Origin of the sequence: Rossellomorea pakistanensis, assembly GCF_016908495.1 — a bacterium.
Taxonomy (GTDB): domain Bacteria; phylum Bacillota; class Bacilli; order Bacillales; family Bacillaceae_B; genus Rossellomorea; species Rossellomorea pakistanensis.
On sequence record NZ_JAFBDZ010000005.1, the window covers coordinates 192,611 to 219,540 of the forward strand.

27 protein-coding genes are annotated in these 26,930 nt (G+C 38.5%); 20 read left to right on the forward strand and 7 right to left on the reverse strand.

The window, feature by feature from the left end:
• Positions 1-504 precede the first annotated feature (504 nt).
• The 3 genes from JOC86_RS20950 (at position 505) to JOC86_RS20960 (ending at position 5,800) form a co-directional block, all read left to right on the forward strand.
• Positions 505-1,656: an MFS transporter gene (locus JOC86_RS20950; protein WP_205174991.1), complete on the forward strand. Its 1,152-nt coding sequence runs from the start codon at positions 505-507 to the stop codon at positions 1,654-1,656.
• A gap of 231 nt (positions 1,657-1,887) precedes the next feature.
• The gene (locus tag JOC86_RS20955) at positions 1,888-4,638 is read left to right on the forward strand and encodes a dynamin family protein (protein ID WP_205174895.1); all 2,751 of its coding nucleotides are present in this window, start codon (positions 1,888-1,890) and stop codon (positions 4,636-4,638) included.
• Positions 4,639-4,987: 349 nt separating this feature from the next.
• Complete coding sequence (locus JOC86_RS20960) at positions 4,988-5,800, forward strand: ZIP family metal transporter (RefSeq protein ID WP_205174992.1); 813 nt, start codon at positions 4,988-4,990, stop codon at positions 5,798-5,800.
• Between the two features lie 93 nt (positions 5,801-5,893).
• Here JOC86_RS20960 and JOC86_RS20965 read toward each other — a convergent pair whose 3' ends face one another.
• Entirely contained in the window at positions 5,894-7,291 is a 1,398-nt protein-coding gene (locus JOC86_RS20965; RefSeq protein WP_205174896.1) for an FAD-binding oxidoreductase, read from the reverse strand.
• 127 nt (positions 7,292-7,418) lie between these two features.
• Between JOC86_RS20965 and JOC86_RS20970 the strand changes: the two genes are divergently transcribed.
• From JOC86_RS20970 to JOC86_RS20995, 6 genes are all read left to right on the forward strand, one after another.
• Positions 7,419-8,090 carry a GntR family transcriptional regulator gene (locus JOC86_RS20970; protein WP_205174897.1) on the forward strand — a complete coding sequence of 224 codons (672 nt, stop codon included), beginning with the start codon at positions 7,419-7,421 and terminating at the stop codon, positions 8,088-8,090.
• Positions 8,087-9,133, forward strand: a complete 1,047-nt coding sequence (locus tag JOC86_RS20975; protein ID WP_205174898.1) for a TRAP transporter substrate-binding protein — start codon at positions 8,087-8,089, stop codon at positions 9,131-9,133. The genes JOC86_RS20970 and JOC86_RS20975 overlap by 4 nt, the downstream gene beginning before the upstream one ends.
• Before the next feature lie 211 nt (positions 9,134-9,344).
• Positions 9,345-9,866 carry a TRAP transporter small permease gene (locus tag JOC86_RS20980; protein ID WP_205174899.1) on the forward strand — a complete coding sequence of 174 codons (522 nt, stop codon included), beginning with the start codon at positions 9,345-9,347 and terminating at the stop codon, positions 9,864-9,866.
• A complete protein-coding gene (locus JOC86_RS20985; protein WP_205174900.1) occupies positions 9,867-11,153 on the forward strand; it encodes a TRAP transporter large permease in 1,287 nt (428 codons plus the stop codon).
• Between the two features lie 15 nt (positions 11,154-11,168).
• A complete protein-coding gene (locus JOC86_RS20990) occupies positions 11,169-12,335 on the forward strand; it encodes an aminotransferase A (RefSeq protein WP_205174901.1) in 1,167 nt (388 codons plus the stop codon).
• Positions 12,336-12,375: 40 nt separating this feature from the next.
• Positions 12,376-14,016, forward strand: a complete 1,641-nt coding sequence (locus JOC86_RS20995; protein WP_205174993.1) for a M20/M25/M40 family metallo-hydrolase — start codon at positions 12,376-12,378, stop codon at positions 14,014-14,016.
• A 79-nt stretch (positions 14,017-14,095) separates the two neighbouring features.
• Here the strand turns inward: JOC86_RS20995 and JOC86_RS21000 are convergent, their stop codons facing one another.
• Both JOC86_RS21000 and JOC86_RS21005 read right to left on the reverse strand, forming a co-directional pair.
• Positions 14,096-14,665, reverse strand: coding sequence for a biotin transporter BioY (locus JOC86_RS21000; RefSeq protein ID WP_205174902.1), 570 nt, complete (start codon positions 14,663-14,665; stop codon positions 14,096-14,098).
• 135 nt (positions 14,666-14,800) lie between these two features.
• Complete coding sequence (locus JOC86_RS21005; RefSeq protein ID WP_205174903.1) at positions 14,801-15,124, reverse strand: YflT domain-containing protein; 324 nt, start codon at positions 15,122-15,124, stop codon at positions 14,801-14,803.
• A 201-nt stretch (positions 15,125-15,325) separates the two neighbouring features.
• On the opposite strand from JOC86_RS21005, the gene JOC86_RS21010 reads away from it, so the two are divergent.
• Both JOC86_RS21010 and JOC86_RS21015 read left to right on the forward strand, forming a co-directional pair.
• On the forward strand, positions 15,326-15,886 hold the full coding sequence (locus JOC86_RS21010) for a DUF4352 domain-containing protein (protein ID WP_205174904.1): 561 nt from the start codon (positions 15,326-15,328) through the stop codon (positions 15,884-15,886).
• Positions 15,886-16,218, forward strand: a complete 333-nt coding sequence (locus JOC86_RS21015) for a hypothetical protein (RefSeq protein WP_205174905.1) — start codon at positions 15,886-15,888, stop codon at positions 16,216-16,218. The genes JOC86_RS21010 and JOC86_RS21015 overlap by 1 nt, the downstream gene beginning before the upstream one ends.
• Before the next feature lie 79 nt (positions 16,219-16,297).
• On the opposite strand, the gene JOC86_RS21020 is transcribed toward JOC86_RS21015, so the two are convergent.
• Together JOC86_RS21020 and JOC86_RS21025 are read right to left on the reverse strand one after the other, a co-directional pair.
• Entirely contained in the window at positions 16,298-16,453 is a 156-nt protein-coding gene (locus tag JOC86_RS21020; protein WP_205174906.1) for a hypothetical protein, read from the reverse strand.
• An 18-nt stretch (positions 16,454-16,471) separates the two neighbouring features.
• The gene (locus JOC86_RS21025; protein WP_239587753.1) at positions 16,472-16,624 is read right to left on the reverse strand and encodes a Fur-regulated basic protein FbpA; all 153 of its coding nucleotides are present in this window, start codon (positions 16,622-16,624) and stop codon (positions 16,472-16,474) included.
• 274 nt (positions 16,625-16,898) lie between these two features.
• Here JOC86_RS21025 and JOC86_RS21030 point away from each other — a divergent pair, with 274 nt between their 5' ends.
• The 3 genes from JOC86_RS21030 (at position 16,899) to JOC86_RS21040 (ending at position 19,157) form a co-directional block, all read left to right on the forward strand.
• Entirely contained in the window at positions 16,899-17,654 is a 756-nt protein-coding gene (locus JOC86_RS21030; RefSeq protein WP_205174907.1) for a threonine/serine exporter family protein, read from the forward strand.
• A gap of 12 nt (positions 17,655-17,666) precedes the next feature.
• Entirely contained in the window at positions 17,667-18,119 is a 453-nt protein-coding gene (locus JOC86_RS21035) for a threonine/serine exporter family protein (RefSeq protein WP_205174908.1), read from the forward strand.
• Between the two features lie 204 nt (positions 18,120-18,323).
• Positions 18,324-19,157: a zinc-dependent metalloprotease gene (locus JOC86_RS21040; RefSeq protein WP_205174909.1), complete on the forward strand. Its 834-nt coding sequence runs from the start codon at positions 18,324-18,326 to the stop codon at positions 19,155-19,157.
• A gap of 16 nt (positions 19,158-19,173) precedes the next feature.
• Here JOC86_RS21040 and JOC86_RS21045 read toward each other — a convergent pair whose 3' ends face one another.
• Positions 19,174-19,353, reverse strand: a complete 180-nt coding sequence (locus JOC86_RS21045; protein WP_205174910.1) for a hypothetical protein — start codon at positions 19,351-19,353, stop codon at positions 19,174-19,176.
• A gap of 125 nt (positions 19,354-19,478) precedes the next feature.
• Here JOC86_RS21045 and JOC86_RS21050 point away from each other — a divergent pair, with 125 nt between their 5' ends.
• Together JOC86_RS21050 and JOC86_RS21055 are read left to right on the forward strand one after the other, a co-directional pair.
• A complete protein-coding gene (locus JOC86_RS21050) occupies positions 19,479-20,879 on the forward strand; it encodes a M28 family peptidase (protein ID WP_205174911.1) in 1,401 nt (466 codons plus the stop codon).
• 192 nt (positions 20,880-21,071) lie between these two features.
• On the forward strand, positions 21,072-21,488 hold the full coding sequence (locus JOC86_RS21055) for a GNAT family N-acetyltransferase (protein WP_205174912.1): 417 nt from the start codon (positions 21,072-21,074) through the stop codon (positions 21,486-21,488).
• Positions 21,489-21,701: 213 nt separating this feature from the next.
• On the opposite strand, the gene JOC86_RS21060 is transcribed toward JOC86_RS21055, so the two are convergent.
• Positions 21,702-22,445, reverse strand: coding sequence for a MerR family transcriptional regulator (locus tag JOC86_RS21060; RefSeq protein WP_205174913.1), 744 nt, complete (start codon positions 22,443-22,445; stop codon positions 21,702-21,704).
• Positions 22,446-23,170: 725 nt separating this feature from the next.
• On the opposite strand from JOC86_RS21060, the gene JOC86_RS21065 reads away from it, so the two are divergent.
• The 4 genes from JOC86_RS21065 (at position 23,171) to JOC86_RS21075 (ending at position 26,918) form a co-directional block, all read left to right on the forward strand.
• The gene (locus JOC86_RS21065; RefSeq protein WP_205174914.1) at positions 23,171-23,938 is read left to right on the forward strand and encodes a 3-hydroxyacyl-CoA dehydrogenase; all 768 of its coding nucleotides are present in this window, start codon (positions 23,171-23,173) and stop codon (positions 23,936-23,938) included.
• Positions 23,939-24,582: 644 nt separating this feature from the next.
• The gene (locus tag JOC86_RS24805; protein ID WP_239587754.1) at positions 24,583-24,672 is read left to right on the forward strand and encodes a putative holin-like toxin; all 90 of its coding nucleotides are present in this window, start codon (positions 24,583-24,585) and stop codon (positions 24,670-24,672) included.
• Between the two features lie 472 nt (positions 24,673-25,144).
• Positions 25,145-26,044 carry an N-acetylmuramic acid 6-phosphate etherase gene (gene murQ / locus JOC86_RS21070; RefSeq protein WP_205174915.1) on the forward strand — a complete coding sequence of 300 codons (900 nt, stop codon included), beginning with the start codon at positions 25,145-25,147 and terminating at the stop codon, positions 26,042-26,044.
• A 40-nt stretch (positions 26,045-26,084) separates the two neighbouring features.
• Positions 26,085-26,918 (forward strand): MurR/RpiR family transcriptional regulator, encoded by an 834-nt coding sequence (locus tag JOC86_RS21075; RefSeq protein ID WP_205174916.1) that lies wholly within the window; start codon positions 26,085-26,087, stop codon positions 26,916-26,918.
• Positions 26,919-26,930 lie beyond the last annotated feature (12 nt).

Here is a 26,930-nt window from a genome sequence, read left to right on the forward strand (position 1 = left end):
ACATAAAAGTACTAATCCATACTCATAAAACCACCTCTTGCCAAACAAACCTCTATGCTTCCGGCTACCCAATTTGTAAAATGCAAGAAACTAGTTCGCAATTACAAGAGAAATAAGATAATTGCACAAATCCCGACCTGAATTGCACAAATCCAAATTACCAGCAATTCACCCATACGATACAAGATGTATCCTAGTGTCACCTCGTTATATTTTCAGAATTTTCTCCCTGATATTCATTATAATATAAATGCAATTCAATTCCCAAATTCATGAACAAACAAGACGTAATCATATCCCCATCGAAAATGGTCTTTTTTGACAAATAAAGTCATGCCTTTTTTATTTCTTTTTTGTGACTGATGTGATAATATTTAGTGATTCGAAATACTTTGACTTACAAACATTTTTTTGCAACTAGGGTCGTTGCATAAATTATAAGTAAAGGAGTGAATTCCGTTGAATCAGACTGTAAAACAGCCTTTATGGACGAAGTCTTTTATTATGCTGATGGTAGGGAATTTATTTGTGTTTATGTCGTTTCAGATGTTAATTCCGACTTTGCCACCGTATATTAAGTCGATTGGGGCATCTGGGTTAGAGATTGGTTTGGTTACGACGTTGTTTTCAGTCGGTGCTGTATTAAGCCGCCCGTTTATCGGTTACATGCTTGAATATCGAACGCGGAAGCCACTCGTATTAATTGGGGCCATTGCCCTTCTTGCGATTACGGTGATTTATCCACTTTCGCAAATAGTTGTGATTTTCCTATTATTCCGTTTTGTACATGGCCTTGCTTGGGGCTGGTCAACAACGGTGAATGGGACAGCGGCAGTAGATGTTGTGCCGAAATCTCGGCTAGGCGAAGGAATGGGTTACTACGGACTATCGGTTACTCTCGGTATGATTGTGGCACCTAGTCTAGGAATCTATTTATTTCAAATCACTTCGTTTACGAATTTGATTTATATTTCCAGTGGTTTAGGAGTAATCGCGATTTTCTTACTGGGAATTGTCCATTATCAGACACCGGAAGTGGTGAAAAATACGAAGAGAGAACAGCTTAAGTTCTCTTATCTAGGATCATTAGTAGAAAAATCAAGCTGGTTCCCAGCATTTATTACGATTATTGTTACTTTTGGATATGGATCGATTGTGACATTTATTGTTATTTTTGGAGAGGAACGTGGGATTGATCAGATTTTTCTATTCTATTTGTTTAATGCTATAATGGCCTCTTTATCCAGACCTATTTCAGGGAAATGGTTTGACCAAAGAGGACCAAAAGGGCTGGTCTTGTTTTGTACCTTCATCACATTTATCGGAATGTGGGTGCTTTCATTTGCCCACTCAAGCTTGCTCATCGCTATTTCGGGAGTTCTATTTGGAATTGGATTTGGTTCATTGATTCCAACACTTCAGTCTTGGACTCTTTCGCAAACACCGGATCATCGGCGTGGAGTGGCAAATGGGATGTTTTTCTCATCAATCGATCTAGGAATTGGACTAAGTGGTCTTGTATTTGGTGTACTGGCCCAGTATGTAGAAACAGGAACCCTTTTCCAAATCTCTAGCCTATTCCTTCTAATTGCAATGGGAGTAACAGTCGTTGAGGGGAAAAGAAGAAAAGTGTTAAGGCATCAAACAACTTCATAATAAGTATTAAGGACTAGCAGGATGAGAGTATTTTGACCCCTCATTTCAGCTGGTCCTTTCTATAAATTTCTAAATTGTATGGTTTCAGTCGTAGTCAAAACGGGTTAATTCTAAAATGAAAACGAAATGAAATTTTACTGACACTTTTTTCTGTTAAAATATTACGAAGAGACGAGAAGTGTAGATTCCTTAGGAAAATAATCGAATCCTATACATATAACGGAGGCAATTATGACACAAGAAAAATGGATGATTGAAAAGACGTATTATGAGACCTTTTTAACGGAAAGTGAAAAGGAACACCCTGTCAATGTACTTGGAAATGCCTATTTTGAGGAACAAAAGAACGAGATATACGATTTATCACATATCCGATACGCTCAAGGGGAGATCTATTTCCATTGTAAAGATTATGAAACAGCTATTTTTAAATGGGAAAATATTAATAACGAGCTGGAACCATGGGCTAAGAAAAATATAGCCGATGCTTACTATGAGCTAGGACTGCTATCCTCTGCAGAAGATGTATACACTTCGATTCAAGCGGATGACAAGATTCTTAATATGGAAGTCGCTTTACAATTATTCTCACTTTATATTGAGAGAAATAAGCTTGAGCTCGCCTATGGAGAAATTGAAAAAGCGATTAGCATCGATCCCGATTATCCCAATGTTACTTCATTGGCAAAATCGTTTTATGAAGAACATGAGGATTGGGATAAGGCTGTGGAACTTGCAGTTAACGAAGCGATTCGCACGGAATCATTGCAATGGTTATCTACACTGAATAGCTATATTGATCGAGAATACACAGGTAATTTTACACCGGGATACTTCTATTCTTTATTAATTTCGGCATACCGTGTTGACCGCAATCATTTTAAAGGGATTACATCATCACTTTGGAATAGTCATCAATATCGCGAAAATTACCTTGATTGGATCCGAACAATCAATGATATTTTCTTGAATATTGAAGTAGAGCTTTATGATGCATGGCAAGAAATTTCTACTTTATATAAAAATACGTATTATGAATTGATGGAAGGACCTTTCCTAGTGAAAGACCTTCAAAATGTGATGCCCAATCTATTAGTCAACTGGTTTAAAACGACGAATGCTCCCAATGCATTACCAGTAACGGCTGCTGTTCTTGCGTGGAGTGATTTATTCCCGTCAACGATTGATACAGAAATTGTCCATGAAGCGAAAGAGTTATTAGCTCAAGCAAGGGGAGAAGAGGTTAATTTGGAGGAGTCCCTTCAATTTTTTAATCAAATCATTAAATGGGCGGAGAGCAATCGACTTGAGGTTGGTTATAAGCTGAAATGGTTAATTGAGCAAATTGCTCATTCAAAGGAAAAGCACCTAGTCATTGCAGGTACGGTAGGAAGCGGGAAATCTTCATTTATTAATTCCGTCTTAGAGGAGAATGTTTTAGAGAGTACGACTTCTACTCTTTCATTCCTTCAGCATGATGATCACATTGAAATGAATGAGATCTTTGAGGGGGGGAAAAGAACGTGGAATGACCGTTCAGAGCAACATGAAGCAATGACAAGCGGGGCATATGTTGAATGGAGACTTCCGTCGAACCTTTTAAACAAGTTAGGTTGTCGATTCATTGATACCCCAGGGTTAAGCGGCAGTAGCTTGCGATTAAAAGAAACCTTTGAATATTTCCCGTTAGCGGATGGGGTTTTATATGTAATCGATGCGAATACATCGCTTCCAGATCATGAGGCTGAAATTTTAGCAGAAATGAGAGATTACGTTAGCGATCTACCTGTTCATTTTCTCCTTAATAAAATGGATGAAGTTGATAATGAGTACGATGCAGAATCGATTTTAAAAGATATACAAGAAAAAATTGATATCATCTATCCTGGTGCAAAGGTCTTTCCTTACTCATCTGTGAAAGCCGTTAGCCTCCAGCAGGATGACTTGGCAAGATTTATAGAATCAGAATATAAGGTAAATGAGCGTAAAGGAGAGGGAGAGCGTTCAGCACAAATTCTATATGTCGTCCGTCAAACACTAACTAAGCTTTTAAACAAACGAGTAGCAATGGAAAAAGGGCTTAAAAACTCGATTGAAAAAAATGAGGATATTCTCAACCGTCTCACAGGTTTTATGAATAGCTTGGGAGATTTAGAGAAAGATAAAGCTCGTGTCATTTCTAAATCATATCGTGAAGTAGTAGCTCAAATGAAAGCAGAAATGGCGGAAGAGGTTCCAAATCGATTGCGTGAATGCTCGAGCTTGATCGGTGAGGAAAGTGATTTTAGACAGGTACACATTGAGCTTAATGAAAAAATGAACGAGAAAATTCAAGATTATCTGCGCAGCGATCTTTTACCTAAGATGAATGAACTTCTATTAGATTGGGTTACTTCAACAAATGGTGAACTTACTGAGACCCAAACCTATTTAGATGAAATGTGTGCTACTTTTAACGATTTGTTTGAAGAGGATCGACTTAGCCTTCCGTGTGATTTTAAAGTTGTCGAAGATTGGCAGAGAGACATCTCCCGTATGACTGGTCGATCTCAAATCGAGAAAGAAAATATCATGATGAGATTGAAACCAGCTCAATTTCTATTAAAGAGTGCAGGGAAGCTATTAGGAGTTCTTCCACAAAATAAATCACTTCTCTCTAATCAGTATAAAAAGTATTTAGAACATGAGAGTTTTGAGGATGTCACACAATCGATTACTAATAAGTTCTTCTTACAATTTGAAATGTTTGAAAGAGCTTTAGAGCAAGATGTATTGATTCTTTTCAAAGAACCCCGTGGCAATTTAGCAGAAACGGTAAATGAGGTTCAAGCTGAAATCGAAACAAGTCAAGAATCATTAGCAGAGATGAAATCGAATCCTGAAGCCTATTATGATCCTCTAACACTATTTGAAGTAAGGCTTCTTCAATATGAGTTTATGAAAAAAGCAGGAGGATCTAATGCCTTTTCCTATTCTAGATAAGAAAGCGCGTCCGTTATTGGGCGCTTTTTTTTATTAGGCTCAGCTTTAGTGAACGGAGGCGAAATTTGTTGAGGATTGTCGAACGGTCAATATATTAGTGTTTTTGGACAAATAAAGTGGAGTGACGGACAAATAATATAGGTTTATGGACAAATTAATAGTGAGATTGGACAAATTAATTAACTGTATCCATCTCTAGTACTATAGCAATCTAAGGAATCCCGTTTTCAGTGTGCTTTTTGTGCTTGATTCTGGTTCTAGGCACATTTCCCATTCGAAAAGAATATAGATGAAAGAAGGTTCCTCTAGAACCCGAAATCATTTCATGGTGAAGGGAACGAGTTGTATGATGATGGATTGGTTTATAGGTTTAAATCCTACTATACAAGCGTTGTTAGGTGGAATGTTAACGTGGGGGTTGACGGCGCTTGGGGCCGCAACGGTATTCTTTTTCAAACGAATTGAAAAACATATGATGAACATGATGCTTGGGTTTGCCGCTGGTGTTATGATTGCCGCCTCGTTCTGGTCGCTTTTAGCTCCATCGATTGAATTCAGTGAACAAAGCGGTCAGATCCCTTGGCTTGCACCTGCAATTGGATTTTTGTTAGGTGGAATATTTATACGATTATTAGACTTTGCGGTGCCGCATTTACATCTAGGAGAACCATCAGAGCATGCAGAAGGCCCACCGACCCAGTTGAAAAAATCAACGCTGCTCTTTTTAGCGATTACTCTTCATAATATTCCTGAAGGATTAGCGATTGGTGTTGCATTTGGCGCGGCGGCTTTGGGAATTGGAGATGCGACGATTATTGGTGCCTTGGGTTTGGCGATAGGGATCGGGATACAGAATATGCCTGAAGGGGCAGCTTTATCCGTTCCATTAAGAGGGGAAGGGATGTCGAGGTTTAAGGCATTTAACTATGGTCAGCTCTCAGCAATCGTCGAACCCATAGCAGCGGTGATCGGTGCAGCAGCCGTCATCATGATTCAGCCACTATTACCCTATGCACTGGCTTTTGCAGCGGGTGCAATGATCTTCGTCGTTGTCGAGGAGCTCATACCAGAATCACAATCTTCTGGAAGCACAGACCTAGCCACCTTAGGATTAATGTCTGGGTTTGTAGTCATGATGATATTGGACGTTGCGTTAGGATAGGTCTTTGAAAGGCTGGTGATAGTGGAAAATCCAATGTTTCTGTTGTCAAAACAAAAGGAGTGTTGGCCCATACGAAGGGGCAACACTCTTTTATTATTTTTGAAAGGAGCTTAATGATTCGATTTCAGTATCAGAAAATATTTTTCCAGGGTTCAAGAGGTTATTAGGGTCTAGTAAGTGTTTGATCCCAATCATGATATCGAGAGAATCGCCATGTTCTAGTCTTTGGAATTTTTGTTTCCCTAATCCCACACCGTGTTCCCCTGTGCATGTTCCTCCACATTTTAATGCAAATGAAACAATGGTTTCGTTTAATCTTTCTGCCTTTTCTCTTTCAGATGGGGAATTAGGGTCGAATAAAATTAAAGTATGAAAGTTCCCATCTCCAACGTGACCGAAAATGGCACCGTCCAAATGTAAGGAATCAATTTCCTTCCTCGTCATCTCAACAATTCTTGGGAGAGAGGAAAGGGGAACGCATACATCCGTCCCTAATACACTTAAATGCGGATATGGATGTCTGAATGCATAGGAAAGCTCATGACGTGCTCTCCAAAGTAATGCCCTTTTCTTTGAGTCGGATTCAAAGAAAAGAGAAGAACAATTATACTCTTCTAAAATTTCTTTTGTAAATGAAACATCATGCTGAACGCCTGAAGCGTTCCCAGTAATCTCGATAAAGAGAGTTGGACGCTCTTCGAAAGATGTCTCATGGTATTTATTCATTTGGATTATGGAGCGTTCGTCAACCAATTCGATGCGACCAATGGACACTCCACTTGTAAGTAGTGCTACCGCAGCTTCTCCACACTCTTTAACGGATTGAAAACAGGCCCTCCCAGCAGAAATGGTTTCAGGAATTCCATGTACTTTCAGGGTGATTTCAGAGAATACTCCAAGTGTACCCTCTGAACCAACGAATAAATTCGTTATGTTATATCCAGAGGATGATTTACTTGCAAGGCTGCCGGTACGAATAACCTTCCCGTTTATTAAAACAACCTCCATATCTAATACTTGCTGCCTCATTGCACCGTACCTGACGGCTGTTGTCCCACTTGCATTTGTGGATGCCATCCCGCCTATTGTGGCATCAGCTCCTGGATCAATAGGGAAAAAGAGCCCATGCTTTTTTAATGTCCGATTTAGCTGTTCTCTTGTCACCCCGGGCTGTACTCGTACTACTAAATCTTCAGGTCTAATTTCTAAAATATTGTTCATTTGCTGAAAGTCTATGGAAATGCCTTGTTTTATGGGGATTGCCTGTCCTTCTAAGCCTGATCCAATTCCATAAGGGGTGATCGGGAGCATATTTTTGTTTGCATAATCAACCACTTTTTGAATGTCTAAGGTAGTATGCGGGAAAACCACGATGCTTGGAAAAACGGGTGGATGTGATGATTCATCAAAACTATGTTCTCGTAAAATCGTCTCATTAATCGACACCTGATCATCTGTTAGTAAAGATTTTAATTCCTTATAACAATCCAATCGAGCATCCCCTTTCTAATAATTATAAATTTTCTAAATATTTGGTTTACATTCATCGTATCATAATCTATAATTCTCTGTATACAGTATATAGTATTTAAATACAAGCGAAATGAGGTGGTCGTAATTGCTTGAAAAACTAAAGCAAAAAGAAACGTTAGCTCAACAGGCTTACCGTGCCATTAAAAAAGCAATTATTCAAGGGGAATTTATTCCTAATGACACTCTTCCAGAGGAGAAGCTGGCAGAAGACCTTGGGATTAGCCGAACCCCCCTAAGAGAAGCGTTAAATCAATTAGCCTTTGAAGGGTTAATAGAATTAGAGAAAGGTAAAAAAGCAAGAGTCGCACCATTTACCGAAGAAAACTTTCATCAATTCATAGAATTACGTTTACTACTAGAACCACTCAATCTAGAAAGATTAATCTTGCCACTCCCATCTTCATTCCTCCATGAACTTCAACATAGCTTAGAAACCCAACAATCAGCCATCCATACAAGAGACTTTAATTTGTTTATTGAAGAAGATACTAGATTTCATCTGCTTTTAGCTCAGCAGGGATCGAATAAAAAACTGGCTGATTTTATAAATCAGTTAAATAGTAGTTTAAATCGACGCTTTCTAATCCTATCGGGAACATTGGAAAGTAGTGCACAAGAGGCATACTTAGAACATCAGAGAATCTATCAGCATTTAAAGGCACTAAATTTTACAAAAGCTTGTGATGAAATGAGTAATCATATTGAACATATAGAAAAGAGGCTGAAACAATTTCAAATTAAAGGAGAGATAAAATGAAGAAATGGTTGTTTTTAGTTTTAATTGGATTGCTATTTGTAACAAGTGCATGTGGACGAGGAGCACTATCAGAACAGCAAAGTAGTGGAGGGGACAAGGGTGAAGGGAATGGGGCAGGTAAAGAAAAATATACGATTCGGCTGCCGCACTTAGTACCAGAAGAACAATCTAGTCATGTTGCCTTATTGGAATTTAAAAAAACAGTAGAAGAGCAATCAGATGGGCAAATTGAAGTTGAGCTCTTCCCTAATGGTTCCCTATATGGATCCGACCGTGAAGCCGTTGAAGCTGTTCAACTTGGGAATGTTGAAATGACTCTTCCTGCCGCTGCTGCTGTCGCTGGATTTAATAAAGAATTTATGGTGTTAGATTTACCATTTTTATTTGACTCTAAGGAAAGTGCTTATAAAGCGTTAGACGGAGAGGTAGGAAAGCAGTTATTAAAAGGTTTGGAAGGTAGTGGTTTGAAAGGTTTAGTATTTGGGGAAAACGGTTACCGTCATATTTCTAATAATAAACATCCCATCACAAAGCCAGAGGATTTAGAAGGCTTAAAGATAAGAACGTTAGAAAATCCGGTTCATACCGAATCCTTTAATTTGCTTGGTGCTAATGCTTCTCCATTTGCGTTTGGAGAATTGTATACAGCATTACAACAAAACACCTTTGATGCAATGGAGAATCCAATCTCTCTTTATTACACCAATAAATTTTATGAGGTGCAAAAATACTTATCCTTAAGTGGACATGTCTACGCATCAACTGTTTTACTCATAAATGATGATTTTTATCATTCATTACCAGAGGATCTACAAAAAATCATTGATGATGCAAGTGTTGAATTTCGAGATGATCAACGGAAAGTCGCAACCGAACAGGATGAAAAGTGGTTAGCAGAGTTGAAAAAGAATGGAATGGAAGTGACGGAATTAACAAAGGAACAGAAAGCATTATTTAAGGAAGCGGTGCAACCAGTCTATGAGCAATTTGCACCGGAAATTGGAGAAGAACTTATTAAGAAAGCACAAGCGGCAAATGAATAGGGATAGCTAGCTTTCTATCCCAAGCCTTAGGGAAACTATGGCGAAACATAGAAGAAACTAATGATGAGTTTTACTTTTGGAAAATATGATGGGACTTACCCAAACAATGTGTAAGGATCGACCACTTCAACATATAGGACAAACCTCTAATGTTTGAATCGTGGTTCCGAACACTTTTGGGTCAGTCCCTTTTTAAAAAGAAGGTGAAGGAATGAAAGTGATAAAGTTTTTCGATGAGAAATTTGAAGAAGCCTTTTTAGTTCTAACTCTTATACTGATGGTTGCCCTTATTTTTATGCAGGTTGTTGGTCGTTATGCATTAGGGAATGCCCCAAGTTGGACAGAAGAGCTAGCCCGCTATATTCATATTTGGCAGGTTTGGATAGGAGCTAGTTTTGCTGTAAAAAAGCAAGAGCATATAAAGATAGCAGCGTTTGTAAATTTATTTTCAGGAACGGCTAAAAAGGTGATCGATTTATTAGCCGTTGTCATTTGGTGCATATTAGCTATGTTTTTAGCCTTTTATGGAACAGAACTTGTTTTAGTCAGCTTCCAAAATGGTCAATTGTCTCCAGCCATTCAAGTGCCGATGTGGATTCCGTTTTTAGCGATCCCGCTAGGTTCTCTCGGTATGGTAATCAGACTTATCCAGAGAATCGTCTTCATTATTCGTACACCCTATCAATCTAGAAAAACAACTCTAGTGAACGAAGTGAAAGAGGAGGTATCTTAATTGACGATTCCGATTTTATTTGGATCCTTATTTATTTGTTTGCTAATAGGGGTGCCAATCGCTATCTCCTTGGGAGTTTCTGCTTTAGCAACGATTTATTTAACGACTCAGCTTCCTTTAACGATTATCACCCAAAAAGCATTTACATCCTTAGATTCCTTTCCGCTAATGGCAATCCCATTTTTTATGCTAGCGGGTATTTTAATGGGAAAAGGCGGGGTTTCCAGGAGATTGTTAGATTTAGCCACTGCCTTAGTTGGCTGGATGGTGGGCGGATTAGCAATGGTGACGGTAGTAGCCTGTATGTTCTTCGGAGCTATCTCGGGATCTGGCCCTGCAACGGTTGCCGCAATCGGTTCGTTTATGATTCCGGCGATGAAGGAAAAAAATTATGGGGAAGGATTTGCTGCTGCTTTATCAGCAACAGCCGGTGCGATCGGAGTATTGATTCCGCCAAGTATTCCGTTTGTTCTGTATGGTGTTGTTGGAGGTGTGTCAGTTGGAAGTATGTTTCTGGCAGGGGTATTTCCTGGCATCCTTGTTGGGTTGTTGCTAATGATCATGTCATTTTTCATTTCAAAGAAAAAGGGTTATAGTGCTGCATCCGTTGAGCCTATAAGAATTAAGGGGGTTTTAAGAGCTTTTTATGAAGCCAAATGGGCATTGCTTATTCCTGTAATTATTTTAGGAGGAATTTATGGTGGAGTATTTTCACCTACAGAGGCTGCTGTCGTAGCCGTAGTGTATGCCTTAATTATTGGGGTGTTTGTTCATAAAGAGCTGACGTTTAAGGATGTTTACAATTGTTTATTAGAAACGGTCTTAATTAATGCAACGACGATGATTATTATAGGCCTCTCTATTTCCTTTGCTTATATTATGACAATCGAACAAGTGCCAACAACAATTGCAACCTATATTGCTAGCATAACGACGAATACCATCATTCTATTAATTATTATCAATATCTTATTGTTAGTTGTGGGAATGTTTATTGATACCATTTCAGCCCTAGTGGTGCTTGCTCCGATTCTATTGCCAATTGTTACTCAAGCTGGTATAGACCCTGTTCATTTTGGAGTCATATTAGTAGCTAATTTAGCCATTGGTTTTATTACTCCGCCATTAGGTGTGAACCTATTTGTAGCATCAAGTGTCAGTAAGATTAAGCTTGAAAAAATAACGGTAGCGATCATTCCGTTTTTACTAACGATGATTATTTCTTTATTAGTCATCACATATGTCCCAGCACTATCTACATGGTTACCATCGATTTTAATGAAATAGTAAGGAGAGAATCAGATGAAAGAATGGTTAAATCCCACTGTAAGGCAATTGCAAATTCCTGGAATTCGTCATTTTTCTAATCTAGTCAGTCAATTTCCACATGCCATTAATTTAACGGTAGGTCAACCTGATTTTGCTACTCCTGATCATATAAAAAAAGCCGGTTGTGAAGCGATTAAATTAAATGAAACCACTTATACTCATAATGCTGGATTATTGGAACTACGTGATGCGGCAAGTGTCTTTATGCATAAAAAGTATGGAATAAACTATAATCCTGAAAATGAGATCCTTATTACATCTGGAGCCAGTGAGGGAATCGATACAGCATTTCGTACGATCTTACAGCAGGGAGATGAGGTCATTCTGCCTGTACCTAATTATCCGGGGTATGAACCGATTATACGACTCTGTGGGGCAAAGCCGGTACTGATCGATACAACAACCAATCATTTTAAATTAACTGTATCCATGTTGGAGAAAGCTGTGACAGATAAAACGAAATGTCTTTTATTGAATTTCCCCAATAATCCAACGGGGGTTGTTCTTCAAAAAGAAGAATTAGAAGAATTAGCGTCGTTTTTGGCCTCTAAAACGATTTTTATTCTTTCTGATGAAATCTACAGCGAGAATACTTATGAAGGGGAACATACATCCTTTGCATCATTACCTGGTATGAGGGAGAAAACAATTGTCATAAATGGCGTGTCAAAATCTCATTCTATGACAGGGTGGAGAATTGGATTTCTTTTTGCCCCAAAAGAGATTACAGAAGAAGCGATTAAAGTTCATAGCTATAACACGATTTGTGCTTCAACGATTAGTCAGCATGCAGCCTTGTCTGCATTACTAAAAGGAAGTTTAGATCCTGCATTGATGAATAAACAGTATCTTATCCGACGTGACTATATGTTTAATCGGTTAGTAAAAATGGGATTTGAAGTAGTAAAGCCACAAGGAGCCTTTTATATGTTTCCTTCTATAAAGCATCTGAATTTAGCCTCCTTTGATTTCGCTTATCGATTATTATCTGAAGCGGGTGTTGCTGTTGTCCCTGGTACTGCTTTCTCGGCAGAAGGAGAGGGGTATATTCGCTTATCCTATGCTAGTTCACTTTCTCAATTAGAGGAAGGATTAAATCGTTTAGAGAAGTATGTTAAATCTCAGCATTTAGTTTCATAGGTGAGGAGGATCTATTTTGAGCTCAGTCTACAATAAAAAAATGCAAACCAAAGACCAATTGATCCAATTATTATGTGAACTTGTCAATGTGAAAAGCATTACAGGCACATCGGATGAAGTCACGATGGCAAACAAAATTGTCCAGAAGCTTGCCGACCTACGTTATTATCAAGATTATCCTGAATACCTTCAACTACATACCACTGGAGATGGACGCTATTATGTCATGGCATTGGCTAAAAAAGAAAATATTAAAAAGACAATCGTAATGGTCAGTCATTTTGATGTTGTCAATGTGGAAGATTACGGGATGTGGAAAGAAGAAGCCTTTCAACCTGAAAAATTAAAAGCGTTGATGAAGAGCCGGATAGAGGAGTATTCTGAGGAAGTACAACAGCATTTAGAATCTGAGGACTGGTTGTTTGGCCGCGGTACGATGGATATGAAAGCTGGATTAGCTCTTCAAATGTCGCTTCTTGAAAAAGCAGCACTTGGGGAGTTCGATGGAAATTTAGTGCTGCTGGCTGTTCCTGATGAAGAAGTGAATTCAGAGGGAATGCGTAAAGCCGTGCCTACCTTATTGCGATTAGCTCAGCAATATAATCTTGAGTATGAGTTGATTTTAAATTCAGAGCCAATGTTTACCCAGTATCCTGGCGACACGAATCAATATTTGTATACGGGTACAATTGGGAAAGTAATGCCTGGATACTTAGCGTATGGGAAGGAATCCCATGTAGGGGAACCGCTATCTGGTTTAAATGCAAACTTAATGACTTCGTTGATTACGTCTGAATTAGAGTTAAACACTCAATTTTGTGAAGCCTGTGGAGATCAAATAAGTCCACCGCCAACGAACCTTATCCAGAAGGACATTAAACTGGATTATTCTGTTCAAATCCCACATCGTGCTGTGACACTGTTTAACTTGTTTCTTTTTGAAAAACCATTGGAATCAGTTGTAAAGGAGTTACTCGCTGTTGGAAAACGTGTTGCCAATCAAATCGAATCGGTTTATCAGCAGCGGGCAAATAGTTATGCCAGATTACATGGTCAAGAGAAAAGTGAACGGAGTGTAGGGGTTAGTGTTCTTTCCTTTGAGCAACTGCGAAATTATGCGATGCAAACCTTTGGGGTCACAAAAGTTCAGGAAATGGAACAAAAAATATATGCCGAAGCCGACCTTCAGCTTTATGGCGACCGTGACTTGACCATAAAAATCGTCGATGAATATGCCATTCTTTGTAAGGATTTATCACCGATGATCGTTTTATTCTTTGCTCCGCCATATTATCCAGCTGTAGGTGATCATGACCATCCTCTTGTGAAGATGCTAACTGAAAACTTAAAAAATTATGCAGAGAAACAGCATGATATTCCACTCAAAAAGATTCGATACTACAATGGAATTTCTGATTTAAGTTATGTCAATTTAAAAGAAGATTTAACATCACTTGGATTTTATACGAATAATGTTCCTGTATGGGATATAACCTATTCGATTCCTATTTATGAAATGAAGCAGCTGAATGTCCCCGTTTTAAATGTAGGACCTGTGGGACGAGATCCTCATCAGCAAACAGAGCGACTTCATGCGACATATGCCTTTACTACGTTAAAGGATATGGTTGAACATTTATTGGATGCTGCTTTCGATCATTCTGGGAGGGAAGACAATTAATCACATGGCTAGCTCGCGTCAGAAACAAAGCTGGAGAATTTTAATAAGGTTGACCCTGACAAAAGGATCAACCTTTTTCTTATGCAGCGACTTTTTTACCACCTGATAGTAACTTCGCTTGAATTAATCGACTACGAACGGTAATCCCAATCCAGCTAGCTAAAAAGGCTTTAATAAGTCCAACGGCAATAAAAGGATAAACTCCACCTGCTAGTGCTTGTCCCCATGTTAAATCTAGGACAAATTTTAGTTGGATCGTCCCAAATAACAAGGTGATAATCATTCCAGCAGTATTCGCAATCATGGCCATCGTTAAATTATATTTAGTACGCTCAAGAATAAGACCTGTTACAAAAGCGGTAGCGATAAAACCAAATATGTACCCTCCTGTTGGCCCAACTAACACCTGAGCCCCACCTTTAAGTCCTGCAAAGACTGGTAATCCAACAGCCCCTAAAGCAGCGTAACAGACCATGGCCAATGCTCCATATCTGCTGCCTAAGATCGTAGCTGTTAAACCAACTGCTAATGTTTGTCCACTAATCGGTACAAGTGGTAGAGGAACCTCAACCTGTGCTAATACTGCTGTAATCGCTGCGAATATCCCACATTGGATCATCATTCTAAGCTTTGACTTTTCTTTCGTCATATTACCCTCCATAATTGTTAACTGTTTTTTAATAAAGTTAACACATTTAGAAGGGAATGAGTAGAGTTATTTATTAAATTGCTATTATAATTGGAAAAGGGAATGACCTCGTGTAAGGCCATTCCCTTTTAAGTTTTAATTATTAACAATAAGCAGGATCTTTCCATCATCCAGCTTGTCTTCATAAGCTTCAGCTTCGTGTTGAGTGAATCCAAACTCTTGCATTTTCGTCCGTAGCTCGTCTCCTTTTTTCATAAAGACATTTCCAACGACTGTATCAAGACCGACTTCTTTCATACCGATTTCATTAGCATTTGCATTATCGGCTACCCGCTCTGTTCGATCATCATCATGAGAGAGGACATATAAATTCTTTGTATCCATTCCTTTAGAGGCTAACATTTCAACTTCAGAAATTAATTCCTTGTCATTGTAGAACTCTTTCACTGTTGGTTTCATGTCTACTCCTCCTTGATTCGTTTTTACAACTAGTTGTTATAAAGACTATTCCCGGAATTATTTTTCGTAAACATAAGGATAAAATTTAGGAGGCTAAAATATTCCTGTTTTTTATCATAACCCTTCTGAATTTTTAAATGGGTTGGCGTTTATTATTGGTTATAGAAAGAAAATGATTTTACTTGAAAGGGTGCGGTTAGGATGAAAAAGCAATGGAGAAGAACTTTTTTAACTGGATTTACTATGTTGATAATTGGGGTGCTTATGGGCTGTGGTGAATCTGAAATTTCAAAAGTGGAAGGAGACGGTACAGAGGAAGTAAAGGCAGAAGAGAAAAAGGACGATGCACCGAAGGAACAAACCTTAAAGGTAGGGGAAACCGTCAATTTTGATGGATTAAAGATTACTTTGAATGAGGCGAGAATTGAACCGGGCGGGGAGTTTGATTCACCCCAAAATGAACAATTTGTAGTGGTGAATTTAACAGCCGAAAATACAACTGAAGAAGAACAGGCGGTAAGCTCCATAATGAATGTTGAACTGAAGGACTCTGAAGGATATTCCTATAATACTACGATTTTAACTGAGGGGATAAAAGGTCAATTTGACGGTTCGGTTGTAGCTGGTGGAAAATTACGAGGTGAAATTCCTTTTGATGTTCCGGCTTCGGAAACGTATGAGCTACATTTCTCCGATCCATTTAAATCAGGTAAGGCTATCTGGGTTGTTCCGAGCTCTGAATTAAGTGGAGGTGGACAATAATGAAGGTGTGGATTCCAGTTTTAGCGATATTAGGTGGAATTGCTGGAGTTGTTTCAGGTTTTTTAGTGACGGCTGGAGGAGCAATGTTTGGGAATGAATCGATGGCGAATGATGGTGCCGCTGTGTTTTGGTTGTCTGCTCTTTCCATATTCTTAGGTTTTCTCAGTTGGAAATGGCAGCGAATCTCAGGTTGGAGTTTAATTTTAATTGCAATAATTGGTTTCTTTATGAATGGCCTATTTTTTACATTTGCCTTTATCTTTCTATTGTTGGCAGGAATTCTATCGTTAACTCTTGGGAGAAAGCTAAGAAGAGCATCGGAAGCTATTTGATTGAGTTGTTTAATCAAATATTAATAAAATTCTTGGAGTTTGATTTTACCAAATGAAATGATATGAAAACGGGGTAGCCTCAAAGGGCAGCCCCGTTTTGAATTTTTCTTAAGATTTCATAAGCCTGATTTCCAGCTTTGTTAGCATAGATCTCCCAAATTTCATCTCTTAATAGGTCGATCCAGATAAGTTGTTTTGCCAGATAAAGGGTGGCTTCATCTAATTGGGTGCTCATTCGATTCGCTCCTCTTTGTTATCTATTTTTATTTTTTTTATAAACATATTCTAATTCCGTTAACGTTAATTGCTGGATATATTGATCGGATTGGTGAAAGATTCCTGCTTGAATTAATAGCTTAATGAAATGCTGTCTTTTTTTCTCGACAGCTTCCCTTAGATATGGCATTTTCATTCCTCCTTCACGTTTTATTAAGATAATCATAAGGCGCACTAAAGTAGATTACCGTTACTTTGTTAGGAAAAGTGACGGATTTTTTTAAGATTTTGTATAGAATTGAGTAAATGTTAATAGAACCAAGAATTCGACAAATTCTGAGCCGTGCCAGGCACGACCCGAAATGGCTCGAAGTTTGTCGGTGCTGGTGATTGCTATTTTTCCTTGTTTTCCTTTAAACTAATGAAAAATAAGTTTTGATTTGAATCGGTTCGGAGAGATGAAAATGGAACAGGAAGTTAAGTACGACATAATAGAAGTGTGCCTTCTGGCAGGAAAGATATTGCTCCAAAGCGGTGCTGAAACGTATCGGGTTGAAGATACGATGATGCGGATTGCGTCCCATTACGGAATCTCCCAATCACATAGTTTTGTTACTCCAACGGGTATCATTTTTTCGATCGAGACTTCAGAACCAACGAAGACAAAGCTGATTAGGGTTTCCGAGCGGACAACGGATCTTAAGAAAGTAACAAATGTCAATCGAATTTCCAGAGAGATCAGTGCAGGAGAAGTGACACTTGAAGAGGCCTATCAGCTGTTAAAAGAGGTGGAATCATCCAATCTGTCTTTTTCGTTTATGACACAGATTCTTGCAGCAGCTATTGCGAGCGGTTGTTTCCTGATTATGTTTCAGGGAGGATGGAATGATTTTATTCCAGCTATGGTGACTGGTGGCATCGGATTAATGGGCGTTATTTTTTTACATCGAATGGTTCAAATTAAATTTTTCGCTGAATTTATAGCCTCTATCATTATTGGTTTGCTATCCTATGGCTTTGTACAGTCTGGGCTTGGGAATGAAATTGATAAAATTATCATTGGCTCTGTCATGCCGCTTGTACCAGGGCTTCTTATCACCAATGCCGTACGAGATCTGATGGCTGGGCACCTATTATCGGGATTGTCAAAAGGTGCGGAAGCCATGCTGACAGCTTTTGCGATTGGTTCCGGAATAGCCGTCGTATTAACCATTCTTTAGGAGGAGAGAGACATGTCCATTATCGAACAGCTTGTCACTAGCTTTATTGCGTCAGCAGGTTTTGGAATCATTTTTAATGTGCCAAAAGAATCTCTTCTCAAATGTGGATTTGTTGGCATGGTCGGCTGGATTGCTTATATCCTATTATCTAATGGAGGGATCGACATCGTCTTAGCGACTGTCATTGCTTCCTTTATAGTAGCGGTGATTAGTCAGTATTTTGCTAAAACCTATAAGACGCCTATCATCATCTTTACAGTCGCCGGAATTATCCCGCTTGTTCCTGGTGGCTTAGCCTATGATGCAATGAGAAACTTTGTAGAGAATGACTATAACATGGCGATCAATCTTGCGGCAAAGGCGTTTATGATTTCGGGTTCCATTGCAATGGGACTAGTGTTTTCTGAGGCGATTAACCAAGCCATACGTAAATCGAAACACCGACTTACCAGAACATTACGATAATCAATGACTCACTTAATTATCCAATAAAAATCCTGACGATTCTTGTTGAAAGAATCGTCTATTTTTATGAAAATTTTCTTGGGAATCATTATTTTTAACGAATAAAAAAGGGGTAAAACATCGTTTTTTCCCAATGTCGAAACAGCAGGAAAAAAGAAAGATTTTCCGTATTTGTTAAGTATCAAATAAAGGAGGAATCTTTCTATGAAAATGAAAAAAATTGCATCAGTCACTCTAGCGTTAACAATGTGTGTTGCCCCAGCAATTGGAATCGCAAAAGACAAATCTATCGGGGACAAGCATCATGCTCACGTACATACGACCTCAACTACGATCGATTCATTACCAAAAGCTAAAAAATTTGCTCCTAATAAAGGACCAGCAGCAATTGAAAAATCAACCATTGTAAAAGAATTAGATGAAAAAGGGAATGTAAAAGCAACGAGTGTTACGGAAAAGAATGTGAAAGCCGGGAAATTACAGAAGTCAAAAGCTAAGGACCAGTCACAGGCAGCAGCGGCATCTAAAACGGTAACCGTACTAGCGGTAGCAGATGAAGAATACCGTGCAGCATATAGTGATTGGCAAAGTAGAGTACAACAAATTATTGAGAATGCAGATAACGCTTTTATTAGAGACCATGGAATTGATTTTCAGGTTAAAGCAGTTGGAAATTGGAGTTCTCAAGGCGGAAATAGCTCGCAAATCCTCTCTGACTTAAGTAGAGACTGGAATGGTTATGACTATGATTTCGTTGTCGGGTTTACTAGGGATACGAACTTTACTGCTGGAGGAATTGCTTACGTTTATTCTTCAAATCCAGGTGGCAGTGCATTTAGTGTGAATTTAGACCAAGGTGTAACGAATACATCTAAAGCTGCACAGCATGAATTTTCCCATAACTTTGGATTAGGCCATGACCCTCAAGGAAGTGGAATCCGTTGTATCATGAACTACGATTATTCTTATTCTGTTGATTATTGGCATGCGGACCATAATGCACAAATACAAAGAAATAAAGTTTGGTATGGAAATTAAGTAGAATTATAGAATTCTAGGTATTTAATTCAGAAGCTGTCCCATTAAGGATTGGAACTGCATTAATTTTATTAGTAGAAGCTTTTTCTATTAATGAGATGGTTGTTCCTGAGCCTAGTTTTGGGATAGCCTCTTTCTTTGCTTGGAAGTATCGTAATCCTGTAAAAATCCCTATGATAATAGTTGTGAATTCCATTATGTTTTACAATAATTAGAAAATTCATACTATATTAATTCGGTAGGAAGGTCTCTTATTTCGTTTTACGAAACACAGTAAAATCTATTAGTAAATATCACTACTAAACTTCTAGGAGGAATTCTATGAAAAAAACAGTTCTAACAATCGCAATTGCTACATCTCTTGCATTTGGTACATTGGGAACACAGGCCACTTTGGCAAAGTCAGTAGAAACACCGCAACAGCAATCATTAAAAGCTCTTGATAAAAAAGTGTTTAATAGTATTAATGCAGATAATATTTTTGACAATATTGATTATCTGTCTAGGACTCCCCGTGTGGCTGGAACGGATTCAGAATATGAAGCGGTCCAGTTCATCAAAAGCCAATTTGAATCCTATGGATATGAAGCAGAAATTCAGCCTTTCACTTTCTTCGGCTATACACCTCCATCCACTCTTGAACTAGCTGTAGATGGCTATGGTGGAGAACTTGAACCTGGCACATTTACATATGCTGTGAGTGGAAATGTTTCGGGTGAGTTGGTTTATGCAGGATTGGGTAAGAGTGAAGAGCTTCAAGACATGGATTTAACTGGGAAGATTGCTCTGATTAAACGGGGGGAATTATCTTTTGCAGACAAGGTATTAAATGCAGCTGAAAGAGGAGCGGCAGGTGTCATTATTTTTAACAACTCAGATGGCTCATTAAGTGGAACCTTAGGTGGTCCAAACGAAAATTTTGTTCCGGTTGTCTCCTTATCTAAGGCAGAGGGTGAAGCTCTTTTAGCTCAACTAAATAATGGGATAGAGCTAACGGCGTCGCTTAATATTGAAGGAGCAAAATTTGGTGAAAAAGATTCTTATAATGTTATTGCTACAAAAGAGCCAACGAATAGAAGGAAAGCAACGGATGATATTATCGTTGTTGGGTCTCACCATGATTCAGTAGCAGGAGCACCAGGTGCCAATGATGATGCGTCCGGAACGGCAATGACTCTTGAACTGGCTCGAGTAATGAAAAACGTACCAACTGATACCGAAATCCGCTTTATTACATTTGGTGCAGAAGAGAATGGTCTTCTTGGATCATCTCATTATGTGGAAAACCTGTCTGAGGATGAAATTGAGCGAACAATAGCTAATTTCAATCTTGACATGGTTGGAAGTAAAGATGCTGGTGATTTAGTCATGTTGACGCTAGATGGCGAACCAAATCTAGTAACAGAACTTGCACAAAAATCAAGTACTCTATTAAATGGGGAACCCACTCCATTTGGACAAGGTGGGAGAAGTGACCATGTTCCATTTGCGGAAGCAGGAATCCCAGCGGCATTATTTATTCATAGCCCGACAGAGCCTTGGTATCATTCGCCTGAAGATACGATTGATAAAATTAGTAAAGAAAAGTTACAGGATGTAGCTGAAATCGTAGCTGTAGCTGTCTTTGATCAAGCCCGCTTCAATAGCATGGGACCAAAACCGAATAAGTTACCAAAAGTGAAAGCAGCTCCTGAAATGAAACAGAAGCAAGATATCAGGTAATGAAAACAGTCACTTCCTATGATTTTATGGAGGTGGCTGTTTTTATTATTGAAGTTGATAAGAAAAAGGGGGAAAGGCAAGAGTGAACCGATAGAAGTGAAGAAAAAAGAAAATAACCATTAAAATCGTTCCTAAAAACTACTAAAATAAAGAGGCTGGAAAAAATTCTTTAGCAGAAGAAGGGTGAGTAACATGGAAATGATCCAACAATGGAATCAACAGGATAGTGATTACATAAGAAAAAAAGTTATAGAACATAATATGAAAAGTCTTTCCGATGAAGTGAAAACACCACTCGAAAATGTAAGTTTTGTAATAAGAAATGATAAAGGGGAATTGGTTGGCGGAGTTACCGGAACGATTTTCTGGTATCATATGCATATTGATTTTTTATGGGTTTCAGAAGAGCTGAGACATGATGGGTACGGGAGTCAATTAATCAAGAAAATGGAAGACCTAGCCTATGAGAAAGGCTGTCGTCTCATCATCTTAGACACTTTTAGTTTCCAAGCACCCAATTTTTATAAGAAACAGGGATTCAAGGTCATTGGAGTAGTGGAGGATCATCCAAAGGGACATCACCAGTATTTTATGGAGAAGAGATTATAGTTAAAAAAATACCCCCAAGAAGGAACCATAATTGTGGTTTATCAGGATTCGTAGGTGAGGCCCTCATTTCACGATTTGTGCTTTATGAGGACCTCAAAGGGCATGATTGAGGTCCCCATTTCACGATTTGAGCTTTATCAGGACCTCATTCGATACTATTGAGTCCTCAATGTCTCATTTGCTGTTTCTTCTTTTAGTAGTCCTTGTAGTTTATTACTTTTGTTTTTTATTTTTGTCTGCATAAACAGCCATGGCATCACACATAAATTTCGCTAAACCATCACCAAATTGATCGATGTTCTTGGTAAAGCGCTCATCATCAACGTACATTTGACCTAAGCCTTTAAAGGCATCGAGTGAATAGTTCCCCATCTTGTTTAAGAAGTCAAACCATTCTTTAATGGCAGCTTGAGCTTCTTCGGATTCAGGTGAATCATTACGAAGAGTAGCAAGCTTTCGGTAAATCGCATTCATTGCATCGGACATCGCTTCTTGTTCCTCTTTAGACTTCCCTATTTTGGCATTCGCCTCATCGACCGCTTTGTCTCCCCAACGTTCACGGGCTTCTTGCTCATATGGGTTATGACTAAAATCAAATCCTTCAAACTTTTCTTTATTCGACATTTGTATTTCTCCTCTCGAGTGTTTAATCGTCTTATCAATCGTCGCAATCATTTTATCGAGTCGACTCCGCTTTTCTAGCAGCATTTTTCGATGCAGCTCTAATGCTTCCTCTCGATTAAAGGATGGACTACTAATAATTTCCTTAATTTTTTTCAAAGGGAAGCCAAGTTCTTTAAAAAATAAGATTTGTTGTAGTACCTCAACGTTATCGTCAGAGTATAGGCGATAACCGGTCTCCGTTATCTTCTCAGGGACTAATAATCCAATTTCATCGTAATGATGTAGTGTGCGCACACTAATACCAACTAGATCAGCTACTTCCTTCACTCTCATTTTCTCTTGTCTCCCTTCTTTTATAACTTTAAAGTATTACGCAACGTGAGAGTCAATATAAAAGTGAAAAATTTTCATCCCTAAATTTTCTGACTTTATTAGAGAATTTCCTTATACAAACTTATCGAAAAAACTTATCAAATTACCTTCTACATAAAGACTACCCATAATTTCTTTTAGGAATAACGGGCAGTAATTCTAACTTTATAAAGGTTATTTAAGGAAATAAAAGAATAGTAATAATAAATAAGCCTTAAGGAGGAATAAAAGTGATGTAAAAGAAATTCTCATCGAATAAATTACAACTTGCTATGCTGAAAGTGGATGGTTTGTATGTCATAAGAATGCATTGAAAGGTCTTACAGCTGAACAAGCATCACTTAAAGATGGTGATACAAATTCTATTTGAGAAATCGCTCTACACCTTTTATTTTATATTGAACGATATTTAAAGCGCTATACCGGTAATGACATTCCAGACAGGGAAGGAAGTAATGATCAAACATTATTAAATGATGGATGAGGCGGTCAATCGACTTTTACAAAATTTGGAGGAATGGCGAAAGGTCGTAAAAGAAAGCAATAGCAAACAGTTAGAAGAATAGAGCCCGACTCTGTCCCTTTTATTTCCTCACAATGCCCATTATATTGGGCGAATCGCCCATATCTGTAAATAGTATGGATTATGGAACTCTGAACGAGGTGTTCATTAAGGAGGGTGAAGGATGAAGATAAAAAACAGTTGTGCGATGGTAACGGGAGGAGCCTCAGGTCTTGGGGAAGCAACCGTTAGGAATATCATTAGGCAGGGAGGTAAAGCACTGGTTATAGATGTGTCAACAGAAAAGGGGAAACAGCTTCAGGAAGAGTTAGGAGAAGCCGTTCTTTTTGTAAAAGCAGATGTGACGAACGAGGAAGATATCAGAAATGCTATTGACGAAGGAATCGATAAGCTAGGTCCCCTCAATATGGTTATAAACTGCGCTGGTGTTGTGGTAGCGCAAAAGGTGTTAAGCCGGAAGGGAACACATTCTCTTGAAGACTTTACAAAGGTGATTTCGGTAAATTTAGTGGGAACATTTAATGTGATTCGATTAGCCACCGAGCGAATGGTTTCCAACAATGAAAATGAAGAAGGAGGGCGCGGTGTCATTATTAATACGGCGTCTGTAGCAGCTTTTGATGGACAAATTGGGCAAGCCGCTTACTCAGCATCAAAGGGAGGGATTGTAGGGATGACTCTTCCAATAGCCCGTGAGCTGGCTACAAAAGGCATTCGTGTTGTATCGATTGCACCGGGGCTTTTTCATACACCAATGTTTGATGCACTTCCTGAAGAAGCTCGCACTTCACTAGGTGAAATGGTGCCGTTTCCCCCTAGGTTAGGCTATCCTTCTGAATATGCACAGCTCGTCCAAAGTATTATAGAAAACCCAATGCTCAATGGAGATACGATTCGTCTCGATGGTGCTATTCGGATGCAGCCAAAATAAGGACAAATTAAGTGAAATAACACATAATACTTCTGGTTCCATTTTTATAGATGGTGCTATTGGAAATTTTGAGGCGCTTCGTATAACCAAACTATTGACATATAAAAATGCAAGAACTCGTCACTAGTTGGCGAGTTTTTGCCGAACTATTATTTAGTAGTAGTCCACTGTCTATAATAGGTTTTTGAAGGCCCTTTCACGGTTCTTGTAGGAGTATCGTCCTTCATAGTCATGATGAAGGCCATTTTGATCGTTTATGTAAGAAGTTTGGTCCTTCAAAGGTTTAAAGAAGGCCATTATAACTTTTTTAAATGTTTTCCTAATTATAATGACACTATAAATGGTGTTGTTTGTGACGGGTGTTACTTTTTAGTGGATTATCGATATTATTCTTTATTTTTGATAACGACAAAAAGCTTGATAAATGAAGAAAGATATACATGTTCAAAATTTACATTTCATTTCTCATGTCATTAATTCAAGAAACACCTGAAAATTTTAATAAAAAACGGGCTGTTTTTTATCGAATTTTGGGAAAAATTAGGTCGGTGTCGCTGATTATGCTATAATTTTATTAAGTACAATAGCCATGATGATCTCTAGGGTGAAGGGCTTTCATTCCCTGAAAGAAAGGGGGTGAAGCCTTGATTACCATTGCAGAGGCATTGACATTGACGATTAGCTTTTCGTTGCTTGTAATTGCGATTTTGTCTTTTCGGAAAGACGAAAAATAAACCACCCCATTAGCTTGCAGGCGTAGGGTGGTTCTGCACTAGGGCCCACTCGGGTTATGAGCCTTCTCCCTATAAAGGGAATTTCTATTGTACTGAAGAGTTGGATGTGGAACGTTCAACTCTTCTTTTAAATAGTATGTCCATCTACCTAAAAGATACCACAAAAGATTTCTCATGTCATTATATACAGGACCCCGCGAGGAGTTGATTAAAAGCTTAGGATTACAAAAGCCTTTATCAACTCTTCGTTTTTATTTGAACTATTTTTTTAGAAGCTGACGGTTCAGAAAATAAGTATTTGTCAACAAACCTTGGAAAACCAAGTTTTTTCTTGATTGGTTGAAGAATTTTAAAAAAAGTACTAAAAATATATTTTAATAATATAAATAAAATGTTGAAATATAATTTCAGAAATGATTATAATATAGATAATCAATATTTTGTAAACGCATTCAACAGGAGGGTTTAATAGATGCAAGAAAATTTCTCAGGATTATCTACAGAAAAAGTAAATCCGAATACGCTTAAGATTGATATAGCTAGTACTGGTGATATTCTTCAAATGATAAATGAAGAGGATCAGAAAGTAGCTATAGCTGTTCAGAAAGTCTTACCGGAAATTGAGGGTGTTGTAGATGAGGTGGTTCATTCCATTTCTCAAGGTGGCAGACTCATTTATTTGGGGGCAGGAACAAGCGGTCGTTTAGGTGTGTTAGATGCTGTTGAATGTCCACCTACCTTCAGTGTTGATCCTGAACTAGTTGTTGGTTTAATTGCTGGTGGGGAGAAGGCGTTTGTAAAAGCAGTAGAAGGGGCAGAGGATAGAGAAGAATTTGGGAAAACGGATTTACAAGAAATAGGGGTAACACCTAATGACACGGTTATCGGAATTGCTGCTAGCGGACGCACACCTTATGTGATTGGAGGACTTCGTTATGCAAGGGAATTAGGTGCCAATACAGTAGCTCTTTCTTGTAATGAAAAGGCCAAGATTTCTAAAGAGGCAAAGCATGTCATTGAGGTCATTGTTGGTCCGGAGGTGTTAACAGGGTCAACTCGCTTAAAAGCAGGAACGGCTCAAAAGCTTGTACTAAATATGATCTCCACTGCCTCAATGATCAAACTTGGCAAGGCATATGGAAATCTTATGGTTGATGTCAATATTAGCAACTTTAAACTTGAGCAACGTGCTATTGGTATGATCCAAAGTATTACTGGGGTTGAATATGAAGAAGCCGTTTCTACTTTAAAGAAGGCAAATAATGAAGTAAAACCATCAATCGTGATGATTACTTTAAATTGTGATTATGAAGAGGCAAAAAATCGACTCGAGGATGCAAATGGATATGTAAGACTAGCCATTGAAAGATGAAAGGTAAGGGATTTCGATGCAGGTAAAAGGAACACTTAAAATGATCTCTAATCTAATCGACGAGCTCCCTAGTTCAGAGAGGAAGATTGCTGAATACATCCTCGAACATCCAGGGAAGGTGATCAAATTCACTACAGCCGAGCTAGCTGAAAAGTCGAACACAAGCGCGGCAGCTGTCATCAGACTCTGTAAATCTCTTGGTATAAAGCGTTTCACAGAGCTAAAGGTAAGACTTGCGGGGGATTTAGCCAATAAAGACGACTCGACAGGCTACCGAGATATTTCCGCAAATGAATCCCTTTACTCAATCATTGAAAAATCAAGAACCAACAGTATTCAAAGTATAAATGAAACAGCTGAGCTGATCCAGGAAGAAATGGTTCAAAAGGCGATTCATGTCCTTGAAAAAGCAAAAAACATTCATTTATTTGGAATCGGTGCTTCACATATCATCTCGCTTGATGCACAGCAGAAATTTTTACGGATCAAAAAGAATGCGACTGCGTTTTCAGATTTACATTTAGTCGCGACATTGATTGCTAATTCAAGTGAAGATGATGTTGTTTTTGGAATTTCTTATTCAGGTGAAACGGAGGAAGTTGCCAAGGTCTTAAAGCTTGCGAAGGAAAAAGGAGCGAAAACCATTAGTTTAACAAAATATGGGGGCTCTAAAGTCGCTAATATAACTGATATTTCCTTGCACACTTCTTTCACACGTGAAGCACCATTTAGAAGTGGAGCGACATCCTCACGCCTCGCACAGCTTTTTATGATAGACGTTTTGTTTCTTGGGTTATCTGCTTCGCGATATGAGGATACAGTCACGTACATTGATCGTACTCGTGAGTCGATCCATACATTGAAAAAACTTTAGGGGAGAAGGGGG

What these genes read in the sequence shown, in the direction of transcription:
- JOC86_RS20950 (WP_205174991.1), top strand. Translation starts at nt 505, where the DNA reads ATGCTGATGGTAGGGAATTTATTTGTGTTTATGTCGTTTCAGATGTTA.
- JOC86_RS20955 (WP_205174895.1), top strand. Translation starts at nt 1,888, where the DNA reads ATGACACAAGAAAAATGGATGATTGAAAAGACGTATTATGAGACCTTT.
- JOC86_RS20960 (WP_205174992.1), top strand. Translation starts at nt 4,988, where the DNA reads ATGATGGATTGGTTTATAGGTTTAAATCCTACTATACAAGCGTTGTTA.
- JOC86_RS20975 (WP_205174898.1), top strand. Translation starts at nt 8,087, where the DNA reads ATGAAGAAATGGTTGTTTTTAGTTTTAATTGGATTGCTATTTGTAACA.
- JOC86_RS20980 (WP_205174899.1), top strand. Translation starts at nt 9,345, where the DNA reads ATGAAAGTGATAAAGTTTTTCGATGAGAAATTTGAAGAAGCCTTTTTA.
- JOC86_RS20990 (WP_205174901.1), top strand. Translation starts at nt 11,169, where the DNA reads ATGAAAGAATGGTTAAATCCCACTGTAAGGCAATTGCAAATTCCTGGA.
- JOC86_RS20995 (WP_205174993.1), top strand. Translation starts at nt 12,376, where the DNA reads ATGCAAACCAAAGACCAATTGATCCAATTATTATGTGAACTTGTCAAT.
- JOC86_RS21000 (WP_205174902.1), bottom strand. Translation starts at nt 14,665, where the DNA reads ATGACGAAAGAAAAGTCAAAGCTTAGAATGATGATCCAATGTGGGATA.
- JOC86_RS21005 (WP_205174903.1), bottom strand. Translation starts at nt 15,124, where the DNA reads ATGAAACCAACAGTGAAAGAGTTCTACAATGACAAGGAATTAATTTCT.
- JOC86_RS21010 (WP_205174904.1), top strand. Translation starts at nt 15,326, where the DNA reads ATGAAAAAGCAATGGAGAAGAACTTTTTTAACTGGATTTACTATGTTG.
- JOC86_RS21015 (WP_205174905.1), top strand. Translation starts at nt 15,886, where the DNA reads ATGAAGGTGTGGATTCCAGTTTTAGCGATATTAGGTGGAATTGCTGGA.
- JOC86_RS21020 (WP_205174906.1), bottom strand. Translation starts at nt 16,453, where the DNA reads ATGAGCACCCAATTAGATGAAGCCACCCTTTATCTGGCAAAACAACTT.
- JOC86_RS21025 (WP_239587753.1), bottom strand. Translation starts at nt 16,624, where the DNA reads ATGCCATATCTAAGGGAAGCTGTCGAGAAAAAAAGACAGCATTTCATT.
- JOC86_RS21030 (WP_205174907.1), top strand. Translation starts at nt 16,899, where the DNA reads ATGGAACAGGAAGTTAAGTACGACATAATAGAAGTGTGCCTTCTGGCA.
- JOC86_RS21035 (WP_205174908.1), top strand. Translation starts at nt 17,667, where the DNA reads ATGTCCATTATCGAACAGCTTGTCACTAGCTTTATTGCGTCAGCAGGT.
- JOC86_RS21040 (WP_205174909.1), top strand. Translation starts at nt 18,324, where the DNA reads ATGAAAATGAAAAAAATTGCATCAGTCACTCTAGCGTTAACAATGTGT.
- JOC86_RS21045 (WP_205174910.1), bottom strand. Translation starts at nt 19,353, where the DNA reads ATGGAATTCACAACTATTATCATAGGGATTTTTACAGGATTACGATAC.
- JOC86_RS21050 (WP_205174911.1), top strand. Translation starts at nt 19,479, where the DNA reads ATGAAAAAAACAGTTCTAACAATCGCAATTGCTACATCTCTTGCATTT.
- JOC86_RS21055 (WP_205174912.1), top strand. Translation starts at nt 21,072, where the DNA reads ATGGAAATGATCCAACAATGGAATCAACAGGATAGTGATTACATAAGA.
- JOC86_RS21060 (WP_205174913.1), bottom strand. Translation starts at nt 22,445, where the DNA reads ATGAGAGTGAAGGAAGTAGCTGATCTAGTTGGTATTAGTGTGCGCACA.
- JOC86_RS21065 (WP_205174914.1), top strand. Translation starts at nt 23,171, where the DNA reads ATGAAGATAAAAAACAGTTGTGCGATGGTAACGGGAGGAGCCTCAGGT.
- murQ (WP_205174915.1), top strand. Translation starts at nt 25,145, where the DNA reads ATGCAAGAAAATTTCTCAGGATTATCTACAGAAAAAGTAAATCCGAAT.
- JOC86_RS21075 (WP_205174916.1), top strand. Translation starts at nt 26,085, where the DNA reads ATGATCTCTAATCTAATCGACGAGCTCCCTAGTTCAGAGAGGAAGATT.